Source organism: Rhodopirellula maiorica SM1 (assembly GCF_000346295.1).
GTDB classification, from domain to species: domain Bacteria; phylum Planctomycetota; class Planctomycetia; order Pirellulales; family Pirellulaceae; genus Novipirellula; species Novipirellula maiorica.
On record NZ_ANOG01000622.1, the window covers coordinates 1 to 18,382 of the forward strand.

Sequence of the window (18,382 nt, forward strand, 5' to 3'; positions counted from 1 at the left end):
TCAAATGGCAGGAACCGCCCAAGGTGACTCCAGGCGAAACCAACGCAGACGCCCCCTCGGACGCGGTCATTTTATTTGACGGTGCCGATTTGTCCGAATGGAAAAACGGCGACAAATGGGACGTCAAAGATGGCGTCGCAAGTACCGGCAAAGGCATGATCACGACGAAACAAGAATTCGGTGATTGCCAGCTGCATATTGAATGGTCGGCGCCGACCCCGGTCAAAGGCAGCGGACAAGGCCGAGGCAATAGCGGTGTGTTCATGATGGGACGCTACGAAATCCAAGTGTTGGATTCGTACGACAACGAAACCTATTTCGATGGGCAAGCGGGAGCGATTTACAAACAAACGCCACCTTCGGTGAACGCAACACGTCCGCCAGGCGAATGGAACACCTATGACATCTTCTGGACCGCCCCCCGTTTTGGCGACGACCAAAAATTGGTTTCCCCCGCCTACGTTACCGTGGTCCACAACGGAGTCTTGATCCTGAATCACTTCGAGCTAAAAGGGGACACTCCCTACAACCGACCTCCCGAATACAAGGCCCACAAACCTGTCGGCCCGATCTCGCTGCAAGACCACGGCAATCCCGTACGGTTCCGCAACATCTGGGTTCGTGAATTTAAACCAGCCGTGGGTGTTCAGGAACGCGAACCGTTCCTTCGCGACGGCAAAAAAGAGACTCCGATCCAGTAGAGAAACCAACGGATTATCTCCGAGTTAATTCTAACCGAATCGCCGTTTGCGGCAGCAGCATTGTCGCAAACGGCCCAATCGGCCGGAGATTTTGCGGTTCAATTCGAGACGGATTTCTCGGCGGCAGGTTGCAATTCAGCCAACGCAGGAAACAAGATCGTGAACTCAGTTCCCGATCCCACCGAGGATTGCAAATCGATGGCCCCGCCGTGTTGTTCCACGATCCCGAGTACCGTCGCTAATCCAACACCTTGCCCGGTCGACTTGGTAGTAAAGAAGGGATCGAAGACATAACGCAGTGTCTCCGGCGAAATCCCGGCTCCGTTGTCTTTGACGGTAACATAGACATGCTCTCCCGGTTGAATCTTTCCACCAAAGACGAATCCATCGATTTCCGCTTGGTCGACCTGTTTGGTGGCAACGTCGATTTGCACCTCGCCCGATTCCCCAATCGCTTCGACGGCATTGGTCAATAAATTCAACAGCACTTGCGATAGGGCGGTGACGTCTCCCCAAACATTCGGTGTCCCCGGGGCGATATGCAGATCGATATGAATTCCTTTCTTGGTCGCCGAACCTACCAAACTCGCCACCTTGGTCGCGGCTTGAGCAAGATCGACATGCTGAGTTTGCGATTTTGATTGCCCGGCAAACGTCAACATTTGCTTACACAGCGACGATGCCATCTCGGCCGCATAGACGACTTGATTCAAGTTGTCGTTGGCCACGCGGTTGTCCGCTGGTACGTTGAAACTGCATAGTTCGGCATTGGTCGTGATCACAGTCAGCAAGTTATTGAAATCATGGGCAATTCCACTTGCTAGCTTTCCGAGACTCTCAAATTTTTGCTGGTTTTGAATTTGCAACTCACGCTTTCGCGCACGGTCTCGTTGTTTGTCTCGCTCGATCACCAACGCCAGTGACCTGGCCACTCGCTCGAGGCTGACCAGATCCTCGGGCGGTCCGCAGTTGGAATCGTTCGACGCCAAACAAATCGTCCCCAACGTCGTGTTAGTACTGTCGGTGATCGGCATCGATCCGATGGTCTTGATCCCAACCGGCGTACAAAACGCAGCGGTGGAAGAGAATTCACGACTGGACCACGCGTCGTGCATAAATTGAAAGGAGCCCGATTGCATCGCCGCGCGACAAGTCGTCGGTTCACTCATGATCGGAAACCCTAGCAGCGATTTGCGGATATCCTCCGGTAGCGAGGGAGCGGCTGCATAACGGATTGAGCGTCGAGAATCGTCAAGCATCAACACCAAACATCGGAGAGCTGGAAAGGCGACGTCAATCTTGCTGGCAACGAGAGAAATCAACGATTCAATCGACGTGCCATCGGACGCATTCTTGAAAATCTCTTTTTCAAGATTCATTAGTTCCAACTGCTGCCGTTCCACCGTGGTGTCACGCACCGTTCCGACCGCGCGGATTTTCTCACCCGCTGCGTTCCACTCGCAGACGGATCCTTCGAGACGAACCCAGCGATATTCGCCTGATTTGCGACGGACGCGAAATTCGTAATCAAACGAATCCGGAAATTCCTCCATCGTACCCAAATCGCTTAGATCCTCGGGATGCATCAGCGCCCGCACCCCCATCACAGAGGAATCAAGCTCGCCTTCACCATACCCAAGGATTCGATGGTACTCGGCGTCTCGGATCACTTGCTGATTGAGAATATCAAAGTCCCATACTCCAAACTGGCTTCCCTTCAACGCCAGCGCGTAACGCGTGCGAACCGCGGCAAGCGCGTTTTGGTCGTTGTACCAATCGGTGATATTGGTAAAGGAATTGACCGCAAACGTCTTGTCGCCATTTTCAAAGATGTTGACGTTGGCACGGACATAAATCCGTTTTCCCTTGAGCGTCACAAAAGCAACGTCGTCGCTGAAACGGGGATCCCGACCTGCAATCGCTTGCAAGTAAGCCGCTAGCGACGAAAGCGACTCCGGCGGTGCGATTTCCGCAGCACGACGACTCAATTCCTCGATCGAATCTGCCTCAAACAATTCAACCGCGGCCTCATTGAAGGTGACCGTTTTGATCCCCGCAAAGACTTTGTCGCGGAACCCAGGGTCAGATTCAAGCTTCTCAGCTAATGAAGTTGACGAGGTGTCATCCATCCCGTCCAAGAGCGACACCAGCCCCGAGACGTCATCAATTAGTAACGCTGATTTAATTGACTCAAGCAGAAAACCTGTGGGATCTTCAATCGACGACAAAATTTCAGGAAGATAAATCATCTAGGGGGCTTTCTGTTCTAAAGTGCTCCGGCGCAGTCGCACGTCAGATAGTGTAGCAGGTCCCTCGTCTGGCTGCACGTCAATACTCTAGGAGCCGCGGCTCGTCCCCGTCCCTCTCAAGTGCGTTTTGACATCCGAAATCAATACGAAAGGCAATTTGAGTGCCGGAAATTTGTCAAACGAGGACACAATGCCCTGCACGCGACCGTCTTCGTCCAGCCAGAAACCTTGTACTGGAAATCAATTTCGGACAACCGCACCGCAAAGATTGATGGACCACCCCCGCCACTTGAGGGGGCAGCTCCCGCGGCACCGCTAGGTTTCGCAGCAAGACAGTGCCCGAAAGACAGCGAACGGCAGACCCATGAAAGGTCCGCTAACACGTTGCAGCTAGAAAATTACGACTGGAAACATCGCTGGTTTCAACATCCACTTGAATGCGCCGCGGCGACGAGACACCCGCATGAGGTATTCGGCCGACGCAAATCATGGTTTTCCGTTTTGCCCCACGTCTCGGTGAGACGTGGAAATGAATCGTCGCGGCTAAGCGGCGCGTCGATCTTGTCCCGCACGACGGCTGACCGTTTCGATGCGCTGGCGAACCATCGCATGCGGCCCCACTTCGGTCGTACTTGAATCGCGGTACCAAGTGCGTTTCTTGATGGAATCGAGGATTTGATCGGCAACGATCACCGCTCTTGCTCCTGCATCCCCATTCACGGCGGGCGAGATGCCGGTTTGGATGCTGATGGCAAAATCGTGAAGTTCATCAAGGATCGCGTTGCGTGGCTCAAGTTCCTTGGTGACACACTTCAGCGATTCCGTAAAGATTTGATCGGCACATCCAAGTGGATTCGCGACTTCGCTATCGAGATCAAAGGTGCGGTCGATCACCGACGCACTTGGACAAACCGACGTCAGCGACGGTTTACCAAAGTCGATATCCGCAAATCCGTTAGCACCGAAAATCTGCATTTGCCGAGCCGGTGTCGGGCTCAATCGCGACGCTTTCAAATTGGCGACCAACCCACATTCGAATTCAATGCGAGTTTCCGCGATGTCTTCGTGACTACTGATCACTGACATCCCGCTAGCCGATACCGACCGCACTGGTGCATTGGTAAGTGAAAGAACAAGGTCGAGATCGTGGATCATCAAATCCATCACGACGCCGACATCCAAACAGCGACCAGGGAAACGCGATGCGCGAACCGCCTCGACGTACTTTGCATCGACCGCCAAATCTTCCAACGCTGCGAACGCGGGGTTGAATCGCTCGACGTGCCCGACCTGTAGTGTCAAATTGCGACTGCGAGCCAAATTGGCAATTCGCTGTGCATCGGGGCCATTCGCCGCCAACGGTTTTTCCACAAACGCGTGCTTGCCGGCTTTGAGCAAGTCGGTGGCGATTTCCGCGTGCAGATCAGTCGGGGCAGCGACCACAGCCGCATCAATTTTGGGAATACACTCTCGGTAATCAGCGAACGTGGGGACTGAAAACAGTTCTTCCACTTTCGCCCGAGCTTGCTCGAACGGATCGGTCACCGCAACCAGCTCGACCCCGTCGACTTGTTGCAACAACTTGGCATGGATACGTCCTAGATGACCTGCACCGATGACTGCGATTCGTAACCGACTCACGCTGCTTTTCTCCTTCGATCGCGACCACGGCCTTTTTGACCGGCGACCGTTGTATCCATGAAATTGAACAGTTCGCGTAACACAGGCCGAATGGGGCCAGTGGACAACAATTGTTCTTTGGCGGCATCGAGTCCCACATAGGATCGATAAAGTAACTTGTAAGCCTTGGTCAGGATTTCGATGTCTTCCTTGGGAAATCCATGTCGCTTCATACCGATCGTGTTGACCGCGCGAGGTTTGGCGGGTTGACCATCGACAATGATGTAGGGCGGAACGTCATGAAGCACTCGCGCCATCGCGCTGATAAACGCCATGTTTCCGACCGATGCAAAGTGCACGATGCCCACGCCACCGGCAATCGTGATGTCGTTGCCGATGTGCGCGTGACCACCGATCATCACATTGTTGGCCATCACATTGCGATCACCGACCTTGCAATCGTGTGCAATGTGGGTGTGAGCCATGAAGTAATTGTTGTGGCCGACTCGCGTCACGCCGTCTTCTTTTTCCGTTGCGCGGTTGACGGTGCAGTACTCGCGGAAAACGTTGCCATCACCGATCTGTACTTGCGTCGGGGTGCCCTTGTAGCTGGTGTCTTGCGGGTCCGCACCGATCACGCAGCCCGGGAACACATGATTCTCTTCGCCCAGCGAGGTCACGCCGGAAAGAACGACATGGTCTTCGAGCAACGTATCGTCACCGATGCTGACGTCTGGCCCGATCACACAGAAGTGACCAATGCGTACATTCGTCCCTAACTTAGCACGTGGATCAACCACCGCGGTCTGAGCAATCTGGGTACTCATGTTTCGGCTCCAAACATCTCTCGGTTGTAATCCCACAATGTCACAGAGAAATCACTGCTATGGCTAAGCAACATTTCGATGCGATTGTGAGATAGGGGTTAGGGGAATCTGCGAGGCTGCGAGCTCAGCAAGTCGCTGAGCCATGCGGCCGTTTAGGTTGTGTCCGCCACGATAGGAAACAAAGGTCCCGACCAATTCGACATCAGCAAGCGCCAAGTCGCCGATCAAATCAAGTACTTTGTGCCGTGCACATTCGTCGCGAAACCGTAGCGTATTTTCAATCGGACCGTGTTCGCCAATCACCAACAAATCTTGATTGGTGACGTGCGACGCGACCCCCTGCTGTCGCAGGGATTGAGCCTGGGCTTCCGTGACAAAAGTTCGAGCCGGAGCGACATCACGGATAAAACGTTCCGGTGTCATTCGCAGTGTGAAGGTTTGATCAAAGATCGGCGAAGGACCATCGAAACTCAAGCGATACTCGTACGAAGTGCGGCCATCTTCTGCGGGAGTTGCTTCGATCCACCCAGCAGGTGACTCGACGTAGATTCGCTCACGCACGGTCAAGCGGCGTTTGGGTTGCGACTGAATGATCAGCCCGGCGGTTCGCAATGCAGCGACAAACGCTGCGGCACTGCCATCAAGTCCCGGCAATTCCTCGGCATCAATTTCGACCAAACAATTATCGATCTCGAGTCCCACCAGGGCAGCCATCAAATGTTCGATCATCTCGAAACGGGCGTCACCATCGTGCAAGATGGTGCGAAGATTTGCATCGTGTCGTTTCTCGACAGACGCTTGGCACATCGGTTTGGATGGCAAATCACTGCGGACCAAGCGGATCCCGGTTCCCACCGGGGCCGGATGCATCACGACACGCACGTCTCGACCGCTCCAGTAGCCTCGACCACGGACTTCGCACGAGACTGCGATTGTATGTTCGTTGCGTGATGGTGTCACGCTTCGGCCTCCCCTGCCGTGCCCACTCTCACATCCATGCGAGAGCCTTGTTTGTTTACTGTATTCACTGCGCTGACGAGTCCGATGAATCGTCTGCGGTGAAGAATCCCCGAACCATGGCATTTGATTCATTTCAAATGCCACAGATCGGTTTACTTCGTTTGATCGCGAATCACGCGATCCCTGTCTGCACTAGCGAGTTGTTCCCGCTGCGCCACGTTTGGCAATGTCTTCTTGGATCGCTTTGTCCAAGTACTGCATCACGCCCTTGGTCATGTCGAGTGCTTCGTCATGATAAACGATGTTCTTCATCACACCACGGATAACCGAGTCACCCTTTTCAAGATCCATCTCTTCGCTGTTGTAACGAAGCACCATGTTGATCTTGTAGTGCTGAGCCAAGAACTGGACGCCCGATGCAATCCGTTGATAGTTTTCGTAGTAGATACGTGCTTCGGCATCGGCAAGCTCTTTACGCTTACGCGCCATGTCCAAGCGAAGCTTCGATTCCATCGATGCCACTTGTTCTTCTTGAGCGGTGTAGTCCGGTGTGCCTACTTTGAACGTCTTCAGACGCTCGGCAGCTTGCTTTAGCTCTTCGCGTTTGCCTTGCAGCTGTGCGTCGTAGTTCTTCAAATCGCCTTCGACGCGCTCGACTTGAGCTTTGATGCCGGGGTGGTTTTTGAAGATGTAAGCTACATCAACCACGGCGACACGATGTCCGCTCGATGCGGATGCTTCTTGAGCCGTAGCGACACTAGGGACGACGGCTGTCATGGTAAGGATGGCCACTAGAATGGCCGCTACACAGTTAAATCGCACGTCCGCTCTCCTTGCGTTATGGGTGCGCAGGTCTTGACTCGACGCAAATGCAAACACTCGTACACGTGGCTTCCATCGCCATCGCCGAGACATTCACGCCGACACTATCAGAACTGCCACTCGCAGTACTGACTCACTCGGAATTGTGCCAGCCACACCGATTGCCGTAAAGACTAATCTGTGCAGTTCTGACAAACCCCGAAAAAATTACTCTGTTTTTTCCGCCGCGTTTGCTTCTCATCCACTAGGACGCGCATCCAAACGGATTTCGATTTCCAACGGCTCGCCGTTTCGTGTCAGCGAAACTTTCAACGCATCACCCGGAGAGCGATGACGAAGTAAATCCAACACATCCACAGCGGTGCGAACCGATTTCTTCCCCAAGCGATCGAGTCGATCGCCCGGCTGTAAACCCATTCGCTCTGCGGGACCACCCGAAGTCAATCCTGAAATCACCACATGATCCGCTCGATCATGCAGAGAAACCCCCATGAACGCCGTCAATTGACGACGGATCTGGACGCGTTTCTCTGTCTCGGCATATCTCGGACGCGCTTCGCGTGTCGCCAAGTCAAACGCGACATCAGAAACCATATCGGTTATTCGGGTTAGACCACCGTAATCGATTTTGTCGGAATCATCACTTGGGCGATGATAATCGTTGTGTAGCCCCGTAAAGAAAAACAAAACAGGCACGCCCGCCTCGTAAAACGACTGATGATCGCTCGGCCCATAGCCGCTGGGGACCTTCATCAAATTAAATTGATAGCTTTGATTCAGCCCATCCACCATCTGCTCGAACCCGTCGCCCGTTCCGGTTCCATAAATGGTCAACTCGTTGTCGTGAAGCCGCCCCACCATATCTAAATTGATCATCGCCACCGTCGAATCGAGTGGATAACGTGGATGACGAACATAATATTTACTGCCCACCAATCCACGCTCTTCGCCAGTGAAGCCGATAAACAACACCCGGCGGTGCGATTGCAACTCGCTGAGTCGCTCTACCAATAACGACGCAGCTGCTAGCATTGCCGATGTCCCGCTGGCGTTGTCATCGGCGCCATTGTGGATCGCGACCGTTCCAGGGGCGAGCGAGCCGTAGCCCCCCATTCCCACGTGATCATAGTGAGCGCCGATCACCACCGTCTCTCCGGCCAAATGGCCTCGCCCCTGCAACTCGCCAATCACGTTCGCAGTGCTGGCGTTGGAGGATTTCAGCTCGACACTGACATGGGCGATCAATCCGGGAAGCGGCATACTGTGCGGTTGATAGGTGGCATCAATTTCGGATTCAATTTCGGCCAAGCTGAATCCGGTGGTGGCTTGCAAGGCGAAATCAAAACGATCGCGGGCCAGCGAAACGACTGGAATCGACTTCTTTTCGGTTGCAGCGGACTCTCGGCCCATCGATTCGAGGGCGTCGGGATTTGGAGGATCGGGATTTGGAGGATCGGAGCGTTTTGAGGCAACGACCGTGACCGCTCCGCCCGCCTCTGCAATTTGCAATACGCCGAGGCGTCTCTGCTCGACATCATCACGGAGTCCGTCGATCATCGATTCGATACCGGATATTCGCGTTTGCAATGTCGCACGAATGTTCTCGGCTTCCTCGGGTAACCGTTCAAACTGTTCACCGACCGCTTCGAGCCGATTGAGTTCGGCGGTCAGTTTCTTTTCAGCCTCGGCGACGCTCGCTTCGATGCTGCGAGGATCATTGATCAGAATGACGGCCGCCGCCCCATGCCGGATCGCGTTTTCAATTTTCGTTTGGAAATAGGCGTGCGGCGAAGTCTTCGTCCCCTCGAAGCGGCTGTTGGCGTCGTCCATGCCGGGCTCTTTTCGCAAGATCGCGACAATTTTGTCTTGAACATCGATTCCCGCGTAATCGTCATAGCCAAGCCCATCCGCAGTGATGCCATAGCCAACGAAAACCAGCTCGGCGGAAACATCGCCCTTGGCCGCGCCAATCGACATCGGGTTCATGCCGAGCGATAGCGATTCATCGATCTCGATCGCCTCGGGCGTGCTGGGATCCGATGCACTGGAATCCGACGTACTGGAATCTGACGTGCTGGAATCTGACGTGCTGGAATCTGACGTGCTGGAATCTGCCGGATTGCGTTGGCTCGCCGGATCGTCGGCGGCGTTGGCCGAGCGGAAAATTCGCACAAAGTTGCGTTCGGCCGCGCCTGCACGAGCACCGACCGGGATTTCAAGCTGCTGAAACGGAGAACCTTGGAAGAGGTCGGTTCGCAGTCCGCTGTCGACCAGACGCTTTGCAACGTAATCGGCGGCAACATGAATCGCGTCGTCATCGACGCTGCGGCCACGAAGTTCATCGCTGGCCAAATGCACCACATCGGCGCGAAGCTGAGCTTGCCAACGTCCTTGGGACCTTACTGCCGAAGGACTTTCCGCATGCAACCGACCGCTGCCGAGGAGCGAACAAGCAAGAAGTAGACAAACCGCTCCGAGGGTACGCATCGACAACTCCCTGTTCCAAATCGATCCCAAAACGTGCCCGACTAAGTTTACGTTAGCCGGACACGATTGTTCGCTAGTGATTGCTCGCTAGTGGCCGTTCGCTAGTTGCACTACGCAGCGTTGACCCGTTCGTTGCGTTGAATCAAATACAACAGCACGGGGCTGGCGACAAAAATCGAACTGTACGTTCCGACCAAAACGCCCACGACCAAAGCAAACGCAAAGGCATGAATTCCAGCTCCGCCGACCGTGTACAGCAGAACCACTACGATCAAGGTAGTAATCGAAGTCAGCAACGTCCGGCTGAGCGTTTGATTAATGCTGGTGTTGATCATCTCGCCGGTCAGGTGAGTCGATTTGCCCTTGGTTTCACGAATACGGTCAAACACGACAATGGTATCGTTTAGCGAGTAACCGATGATCGTCAGCAACGCTGCCACAACGGTCAAGCTGATCTTGAACGGATCGATCAGCAAGAAACCGAGGGCATCGGCGAGCCAGTAGCTAACCGCAATTGCACCAAGCGTGACGATGACGTCATGCAACAGTGCCACGACGGCCGCCAAACCGTACATCACTCGTTGGAAACGGAACCAAATGTATCCGATGATGCACAACAAGCTGCCGAACAACGCGCCGAGTGCACGTCCGATCATGTCGCCGGCGACTTGGCCCCCGACGCTGCTGCTACTAATCCAAACCGGCTTGTTGCCAAGACTATCTTTGATTTGTTCCATGATCGCGTCGGCTTGAGCGAATTCCAAAGGCAACTTCACCGTCCATTCGCTGAACGAGAGCGAGGACTTGGTGTTCCACTTGTCTGCACCTTCGCCAATTGGCGTCAGTTCGACCCCGCGTTCATTCAGCGGAACATTGACTGCCTTGGCAGCATTGACCAGCGTTTCGACGAGCGTCGGAGCGTTGATCCCCGCACCGCCTTCTTCGCCTTCGATGCCAAGTTTGATCAGTGCCGTGCTGTAAACGATCGTCGAACGATCCGAGATCGCCGGTGTCGTGCTTTCCGCTTCGGCATCCTCTTCATCGACGGCAACGGTATCCGTTTCCGCTTCGTCCTGAGGATAGAAGACCGCCAACTTGGTTCCGTTTGCGTCGCTTGGTTTCAGCGAAGATGACTTCGGTGCAAGCGGTGCGTCTGGATCGGTGGGAGAGATATCGATCCTGTAGGTCACAAGATTGACGCTCTCGGATTTAGCGAAAGCCTCGGAGATCGCGTTCTTCAACTGATCGACTTGCTCGTACGACGAATCGACCTTGTAAACGGTGCCGTCGGGGCTTGATTCCATGGTTACACCGTTAACCGTGAACTGGATCGGTTGGCCATCTTCGCCGACCATCACTTCACCCACGATTTCACGAATCGTATCGGTTTCGGTGGGCTTGTCGACTCGGAACTGAACCGACGAACCACCGGCAAAGTCGATATCGAAAATGCCTTGTCCGCGAGCAAAGATCGAACTGATTCCGATCACGACAAGCAGCGACGAAACGACCAATGCGATCTTGCCTTTGCCCATGAAATCAAAGTTATCACCACGAGTGAACATACCTCGCAGCGAATTGACTCCATCGGACATACTCAGGGTCAAGAACCCGTGTCGTTCGGCAATGTCAAAGAACGTTCGCGACATGTAAATCGCGGTGAACATCGAGTACAGAATTCCCAAAATCAACGTGACCGCGAAACCGCGAATTTGGTCGGTTCCGATCGCGTACAAAACGATCGCGGTGATCAACGTGGTCAAGTTAGCATCGACAATCGTCACGGTTGCTTTGGCAAAACCGTTGCGAATCGACATGCGGGGCGCCGCACCTTTTTTGAGCTCTTCGCGAATACGTTCAAAAATCAGAACATTCGCGTCCACCGACATACCGACGGTCAAAACAAGCCCCGCGAGTCCCGGCAACGTCAACGGTTGGTTGATCAGCACCATCGTGCCGAGGATCATTGCCAAGTTCAAAACCAACGCGATGCAGGCGACCACGCCCGCGAAGCGGTAGTAGAACAGGATAAAGACGAGAACCAGACTCAAGGACAACCCGATTGCAAAGAAACCTTTGTTGATCGTGTCTTTACCGAGAGTGGGGTCAATTTGGTTTTCGGCAATCGGTTGCGGAGTCAGTGCGGCTGGCAATTGCCCCGCCTTCAGAACCGCGACCAAATCTTGAACCTCTTCTTTGGTAAAGCTGCCGGTGATACGGCCCTCTTTGCGAATGGGCTGCAAAATATTGGGGGCGGAAAGCAAATCATCATCCAAGACGATCCCTAATTGCCGCTGCATCGTGCCCACCGGTGCGTTGTTGGTGGTCAACGCAAAGAAGCGTCCGGAACCTTCGTCGGTCAGATTGAACGCCACCGCTGGGGCACCGTTCTGGTCAAATGTGCTTGCTGCAAACGCCAAGTCGTCGCCTTTGATGTCCAAATCGGGATCGACGATCATCAGCGTTTCGATGCTGTCGAGACCTTCTTGCTGCATCCATTTGACAGTTTTGATTTCGCCATTGTCGCCACGAACACTGGCCGGAAGATCGATCAATTGTCCGGTGACAGGGTTGCGAACGATCGCGTTGCCCACGTTGACTCGCAGCGGGCGAACGCCTTGCTTTTCGATTTTTTCTTGGTCGACACGTGCCCAGCGCCCCACGATTTCACCGTTCACGTCCATCACAACGGTGCTGGTTCGTTCGGCTTGGCTATCCGATTCAGACTGCTCAATCGCCAAATCGATGATGCGTTGGTGGTCGTTGCGATTGGCAAGAATCGCAAACCGCAGAATCCCCGCTTCTTCGACACGTCGCTTGATCCGATCCAGCTCGTCGACTTCGCCGACGCCGCTTGATTCGCCACCATCAGCCTCGCCGCTGGATTTTGCTGGCACGATGATTTCGATCTGGCTTTCGCCATACGGGCGAATCACGATTTCCTTGGTACCGCTGGGGTTGATTCGGCGTGAAAGAGGCTCAACGAGGTCTTCGGACGTAATCCGTTGCCCCGTCGCCTTGTCTTCGCCAATGTTTTTGCTTTGGTCGATCTCGTAAACGAGGATCGTTCCCCCTTGCAGGTCAACGCCGCGAGACGGTCGCTTGTTGATCAGAACCGTCGAGCTTGCGATGATCGCCAACAACACCAACCCCAAACGGGTCGAATAGTTGGGCATCTTCAAGAACTTCGCCAGCCACCCACCCAGGATGAACGGGACAATCAAAACAGCCAACGCGGCAGCGAGCCAAATGTACTGATCGATTGAGATTCCTTCCTTGATGGGCTCGGCGAGCTCATCCGCTTGGGCAAGCGGCATCACGAAAGAATCGAAAAACGATTGGGAAAAGAAATTGCAGTCCATCGTAGGTTTCTGAATCGAAGGAGGGATTCGTCAGTCGTGCGAGTAGCGCATCGTGAGCTATCGCAGAAGTAAATTAGGTTCTAGCTCTTCGTTTTGGAATCGGCATCCTTGTGATCCGATCCCTTATTCTCTTTGTTTGGGTCGATCACACGAGCAATTGCCGTGAAATTGACTTTGATCCGAGTGTTATTGTTGTCGTCGATTCGCAACGTCAGCGTATTCGTCTCGGACGAGGTCGAAACCACCGTTCCGTGAATGCCGCCAGCGGTGACAACGCGATCATTCTTCTTCAAGGTGGACAGCATCTTGGCCTCATCTGCTTTTCGACGGCGTTCCGGAGCGATAAAGATCTGGAATGCCAGGAAAAAGAGGATCACAAACGGCAGAAAAGGATTGTTAAATAATTGCTGAAACCAATTCAATTCTTCGGGCGCAGCCGCATCTTGGGCCAAAACGGCCACCGTCGAAACAATCAATTCGGATGCGATCGAAGCAATCTCCGGGTAGAATTCAGCAAACAAAAACACGTCCTTTACGCAGTCAGCGGTATCATGTAACCCTACTGAAAAGAGTCTCAGTAGAGCCGCGCAGCCTCCACTAGGGCTGGGTCAGCGAATGCGGCATGATATGGAAGCGAAAAAAACGTCACAAGCCCAGCACGGCGGTTATTACGTGACGGACACGTATCTTCCTGAGCCCGTGACGTCGCCGCCACCACAGTCTTCGCCCCAGCGGAGCAGAGCGGACTTGCGAATCGGCCTGTCAAAACGGTTGCCCCAGCCGTGACCCCCATCTTGCCCAGACACGCTACACCCATGCCACTGACGATTCCCCCTTGGCCTCGCCAAACCCCCGAGATTGCCATGGCCGTGTCGCGGTGTATCGAATCAGCCGATTGGGGGCGCTACCAGAGCCAGACAAAAAACACGCTAATTACCGCGTTAGAGTCGTTTTTCGAGACAGATCACGTGCGACTGTGCTGCAGTGGGACCGCAGCGATTGAAATCTCTCTACGCGCAGCTGGGGTTACGACGGGCGACGAGGTGATCGTGTCGGCGTTTGATTACCCAGGTAATTTTCGCTGCATTGAGCTGCTGGGCGCCAAGCCAGTGCTGGTCGATGTGGCCAGCGAAAATTTTGGGCCGGACGTTGATTCGGTTTCCGCCGCCGCCAATAAACAGGTTCGTGCCGTGATCGCATCCCATCTGTACGGGCATGCCTGCGACATTGCGTCGCTACGGGATTTGTGTGACCAACAAGGCTGGGTGCTGATCGAAGACGCCTGCCAAGCCCCCGGAATGAGGGTGAGCGGCAAACCTGCGGGTTCGTTTGGCCACTTGGCAACGCTTAGCTTTGGCGGCAGCAAACCATTGTCGTCAGGAAATGGCGGCGCCATTTTAACTGACGATGGGCGATTGGCGGCCCGGATTGCGGGACTGCTCGATCGCCCCAGCGAGGCGTTTCCACTAAGTGCATTGCAAGCAAGCGTGCTGGTTCCTCAATTGGCGGAACTGGAAAACCACAACGCTCATCGAAATCGCATCGCCTGGCAAATCCAACAGCAACTGTTACGAATGGACTCGCCACTGCAGTGCCTGGCCGAAACTCGCGATGGCGTCGACCCGGCCTACTACAAGCTCGCACTTCGTGCCGCCTCGCCCGCGATCCGCAATCAAGTCGTCGCCACCGCGGCGGAACACAACGTGCCGATCGGCCATGGATTTCGCTCGATGGCGCGGTCAAGCGAGCGGCGCTGCCGCAAACCGGTCTCGCTAGATCGATCCGAAGCACTTGCAAATGAAATCTGCGTGCTCGATCATCGTGCTCTGCTCATCGACGAAGCGGACGTTCTAGAACTCTGCCAGCTAATAGGAATGTCATGAAATTACTGATCACCAATGATGACGGGATCGATGCCCCCGGTTTGACTGCGTTGGTTGAATCGGTGTTCCATGCCCTGGGCGACAACGTCAACGTCATTGTCGTCGCACCGGATCGCGGTCGCAGCGAGTGTGGACACAGCGTGACAACAGGACGTCCATTGGCGGTCAAATCCGTTCGCCCTGATTGGTTCCAGATTGACGGTACGCCCGTGGATTGCGTACGTGCCGGGCTCGGCGTGCTAGCCAAAGGAGCCGACGCGGTGCTCTCAGGAGTCAATGCCGGAGCCAACTTGGGTGTCGACCTGCACGTCAGCGGAACGTTTGCCGCTGCTCGCGAAGCTGCCATCTCGGGTGTCCCGGCACTTGCTTTGTCGCATTATCGCCGTCCCGATATCGAGAGAACGTGGGCTCACGTTCCGCGGTGGACCAAAGAAACGATCAAAGAGTTTTTGCACACTGCAAGTGAACAACAAGATTCGCCGCTTCTGTGGAACCTGAACCTACCCGCCATCGATCCGGAAATCGAACAACCGCCACGGGTGCGATGTGATGTCGACTGGGAACCGATGATACGGACAGCACATCATCGCCAATCGGAGATCCATTTCGAAAGTGATTTCCACTCGCGACCGCGTAAACCGGGACTGGATGTTGAACAATGCTTTGGCGGCGCAATCACGCTCTCGGACATCCGGCTGGATCGCCATCTGGGATAGCGTGATCTACAACGTTTCGGATTGCAGCCGAGCATACCCAAGCGAATAACGCAGTGTGGCCTCGAGATCCGTGAATCGGAACGAGTAACCTGACTGCTGCAAAACGCCCGGGACGACTCGGGTGCTAGACAACAGCAACGCGTCCGCCATTTCGCCAAGCACTAATCGCAGCCCAAACGCAGGCGCCGGAAAAAGCGGCGGTCGGTTTAAAACGCGTCCCAACACGTCGGTGAAATCTGCATTCGTGATCGGCTCGGGCGAGACAAAATTCACTGGCCCGGAAACATCGTTGCGTTGCACGCAGTGGTAGATTGCCCCCAACACGTCATCCAGCGCAATCCAGCTCCACCACTGTTTTCCGCTACCGAGTTTGCCTCCCATCATCTTGGCTGGCAACACCATCTTTTCGAGGGCGCCTCCTGCGACGGATAGGACCAATCCAAATCGGGCGTTGACGACCCGAATCCCGGCATCAATCGCAGGCTGGCAAGCAGCCTCCCACTGACGCGCAACATCGGCAAGAAAGTCATCACCGGCGTCCGAGGACTCGTCAAGCACCGTGTCGCCACGGTCACCGTAGATCCCCGTTGCCGAGGCACAGACAAGTACTTTGGGCTTTCGCTCGAGCGAGGCGAGCGACTCACAAAGCTGGCGAGTTTTGACAACACGGCTATCGCGAATCTGCTGCTTGACCTGCTCGCTCCAGCGGCCACCGGCAATCGATTTACCGGCCAAATGCACGACAACATCGACGTCCCCGAACTTTTTTGCCTCGTCGGCATCATCCCATGCGGCAATCGAACGACCTTGTTCATCGTGGCTTGAATCTTGCTTGGATCGCACGATCGGAGTGGCTTGGTGCCCCAGCAATGTCAGCAGACGTGTCAGACTTGATCCCACTAACCCGCTCGAACCCGAGATCGCGAAGCGAAGTGGTTCCGAAGGATAACGGGCGACGAGTTGCAGATCGTCCGCGGTAATGCGATGACGGTAGGCGAACATGGATTCAATTTTCCGTCTCGCGATTGAACTGCCGAAAAAACGACCTATTGCGCCAGCGGGCAATTCATATTCGATCGAATCGGTAAGCGACGATCCGGCTTCAGATGGATCCCCCACACGTTCTCGGAATTCGTGATGATGGTTCCAACTGGCGAATGGACCGGAGACCTGGGTATCCGCAAAATGAAGAGGCGGGTTGTACTCGGTGTGTCGGGCGACCCAGCGAAGCGGCACTCCGGCCAAACTTGTCTTTAACACCACTTGGTTGCCAACATCGAGACCCGGGTCGCTCGATTCCACAGCGACACTCTCCCACGGTGGAGTCAAACGCTGCAACGCACCGGGACGTTCGTGATAGGCAAATGCATTCGCAGCCGAGACGGGAAGCGAAGTGGTAGCGCGGTAATGATTCTTTGAGCCCATGAACGTTGATGCTTCTCTTAGGGGGCAACACATGTATTCCGGCGGCCGCCTTGCACCACCTTGGTCATCGCCTCATCGTAACGTCGCGGCGATGCCTTGGGGGCCTAACTAACCTTCAAGTTCAGCCAAACTCACCTCGTTCGCCATCAATCGCAGCTTCTCCATCGCTCGGCTCTCAAGTTGACGGACGCGTTCTTTGCTGATCCCAAGACGATCGGCCAATGCCTGAAGCGTTCGAACTTTGCGGTGAGGCCCCAACGAGAATCGAGACCGAATGATCAGTTTCTCTCGGCGATCAAGCTCGTCCATCATTTCAGCCAACCGCCGACGCAACTCGTGCCAACGTGTTTCGCTGATCGACGATTCCGATCCCTCATCCGTCAAATCCAAATTCATGTCCTGCAACCCGCCCATAACCTTTTGGCGTTCCTGTTGGTTCAACACCACCGTGCGGTATGCATTGCGTCGCACCACCTGGGTCGCATAGGTGCTGAAGCGAAAGCCACGATCGTAATCGAACTTCTCGACCGCTCGAATCAAAGCCACAATCCCATCGCTGAGCAGTTCGTCAAATGGATTGTTTCCGTTGACAAATTTTTTGACGATCGAAAATACGAGTCGCAAATTGGCTTCGACAATTCGATCGCGGTGCCAATGTGCCAAAGCAATGAACCGATCAATCAACGCCAAACGAGCGCGCGAGGGACGCTTGGGATTCAGCAGTCGGCGATGCACCGTCGCCTGATGAAGCAGAAAATTCATCCGTTGAAACAGCATCACCTCTTGCTCGGGTTTCAACAACGGCGCCTCACACAAGCGGCCGAGGTGAATCGGCAAATCGGCGCCGCTACGAGAAACAATCCGGGCACCCGACGCGGGGCTAGGCTCGGCAAGGTCCAAAGAAGACGCAAAGACGATCTCGCCCCGCCTCGAGTCAGCGAACTCTTTATTGGCAATGAAGCTGATCTCGTGGCGAAGCTGAAGCTTGGTGCGGCGGACCAGTTCGTCCTTTTCCATTGAGTCGTAGTCAGTCAGGTATGGCTCGATCGCTGCCGTCGCCGCGGTCAATTCGGCCGAACGTATCCAGCTTCCCGCTCGTGCCGGTATCACCGCGGGTTCATCGACGTCGCGAGCCACGCCGGATACTTGGTGTCCATTCGATTCACGAGACGAATGTCGTTCGGAAGGACGTCTTGTTAACGCAAGTTCGGAAGCCGCAGGCCCGCTTGAGATCGAAATCGAAGCAGTCATGAAAATCACAGGGGTTGGGATGTTGTTGAATTTGGTGACCGTGAAGAACTCGCGAGCGAGCTGTCCGGGCGAGGTCGAG

13 protein-coding genes are annotated in these 18,382 nt (G+C 54.7%); 3 read left to right on the plus strand and 10 right to left on the minus strand.

The annotated features are described in order from the left end of the window. A partial coding sequence (locus RMSM_RS19935) for a 3-keto-disaccharide hydrolase (RefSeq protein WP_040768378.1) occupies positions 1-701 on the plus strand: 701 nt, incomplete at its 5' end. Positions 702-799: 98 nt separating this feature from the next. Here the strand turns inward: RMSM_RS19935 and RMSM_RS19940 are convergent. From RMSM_RS19940 to yajC, 8 genes are all read right to left on the minus strand, one after another. Further along, a complete protein-coding gene (locus RMSM_RS19940) occupies positions 800-2,950 on the minus strand; it encodes an ATP-binding protein (protein WP_008700227.1) in 2,151 nt (716 codons plus the stop codon). A 543-nt stretch (positions 2,951-3,493) separates the two neighbouring features. Next, positions 3,494-4,591 carry a Gfo/Idh/MocA family oxidoreductase gene (locus tag RMSM_RS19945; RefSeq protein WP_008700229.1) on the minus strand — a complete coding sequence of 366 codons (1,098 nt, stop codon included), beginning with the start codon at positions 4,589-4,591 and terminating at the stop codon, positions 3,494-3,496. Then, the gene (gene lpxA, locus RMSM_RS19950) at positions 4,588-5,397 is read right to left on the minus strand and encodes an acyl-ACP--UDP-N-acetylglucosamine O-acyltransferase (protein ID WP_008700230.1); all 810 of its coding nucleotides are present in this window, start codon (positions 5,395-5,397) and stop codon (positions 4,588-4,590) included. The genes RMSM_RS19945 and lpxA overlap by 4 nt, the downstream gene beginning before the upstream one ends. A gap of 63 nt (positions 5,398-5,460) precedes the next feature. Beyond that, positions 5,461-6,357 (minus strand): UDP-3-O-acyl-N-acetylglucosamine deacetylase, encoded by an 897-nt coding sequence (gene lpxC / locus RMSM_RS19955; RefSeq protein ID WP_008700232.1) that lies wholly within the window; start codon positions 6,355-6,357, stop codon positions 5,461-5,463. A 192-nt stretch (positions 6,358-6,549) separates the two neighbouring features. Next, positions 6,550-7,134: an OmpH/Skp family outer membrane protein gene (locus RMSM_RS19960; RefSeq protein ID WP_008700234.1), complete on the minus strand. Its 585-nt coding sequence runs from the start codon at positions 7,132-7,134 to the stop codon at positions 6,550-6,552. Between the two features lie 282 nt (positions 7,135-7,416). Beyond that, positions 7,417-9,666 (minus strand): M28 family peptidase, encoded by a 2,250-nt coding sequence (locus RMSM_RS19965; protein ID WP_008700235.1) that lies wholly within the window; start codon positions 9,664-9,666, stop codon positions 7,417-7,419. A 110-nt stretch (positions 9,667-9,776) separates the two neighbouring features. Beyond that, complete coding sequence (gene secD / locus RMSM_RS19970) at positions 9,777-12,983, minus strand: protein translocase subunit SecD (protein ID WP_236622227.1); 3,207 nt, start codon at positions 12,981-12,983, stop codon at positions 9,777-9,779. Positions 12,984-13,108: 125 nt separating this feature from the next. Then, the gene (gene yajC, locus RMSM_RS19975; protein ID WP_160168334.1) at positions 13,109-13,549 is read right to left on the minus strand and encodes a preprotein translocase subunit YajC; all 441 of its coding nucleotides are present in this window, start codon (positions 13,547-13,549) and stop codon (positions 13,109-13,111) included. A 294-nt stretch (positions 13,550-13,843) separates the two neighbouring features. Between yajC and RMSM_RS19980 the strand changes: the two genes are divergently transcribed. Beyond that, a complete protein-coding gene (locus tag RMSM_RS19980) occupies positions 13,844-14,911 on the plus strand; it encodes a DegT/DnrJ/EryC1/StrS family aminotransferase (protein ID WP_008700243.1) in 1,068 nt (355 codons plus the stop codon). Next, the gene (gene surE, locus RMSM_RS19985) at positions 14,908-15,627 is read left to right on the plus strand and encodes a 5'/3'-nucleotidase SurE (protein ID WP_008700245.1); all 720 of its coding nucleotides are present in this window, start codon (positions 14,908-14,910) and stop codon (positions 15,625-15,627) included. The genes RMSM_RS19980 and surE overlap by 4 nt, the downstream gene beginning before the upstream one ends. A gap of 6 nt (positions 15,628-15,633) precedes the next feature. Here surE and RMSM_RS19990 read toward each other — a convergent pair whose 3' ends face one another. Then, positions 15,634-17,052: a TIGR01777 family oxidoreductase gene (locus tag RMSM_RS19990; protein WP_008700247.1), complete on the minus strand. Its 1,419-nt coding sequence runs from the start codon at positions 17,050-17,052 to the stop codon at positions 15,634-15,636. Between the two features lie 108 nt (positions 17,053-17,160). Then, positions 17,161-18,303, minus strand: coding sequence for a sigma-70 family RNA polymerase sigma factor (locus tag RMSM_RS19995; protein ID WP_081614251.1), 1,143 nt, complete (start codon positions 18,301-18,303; stop codon positions 17,161-17,163). Between the last annotated feature and the right edge of the window lie 79 nt (positions 18,304-18,382).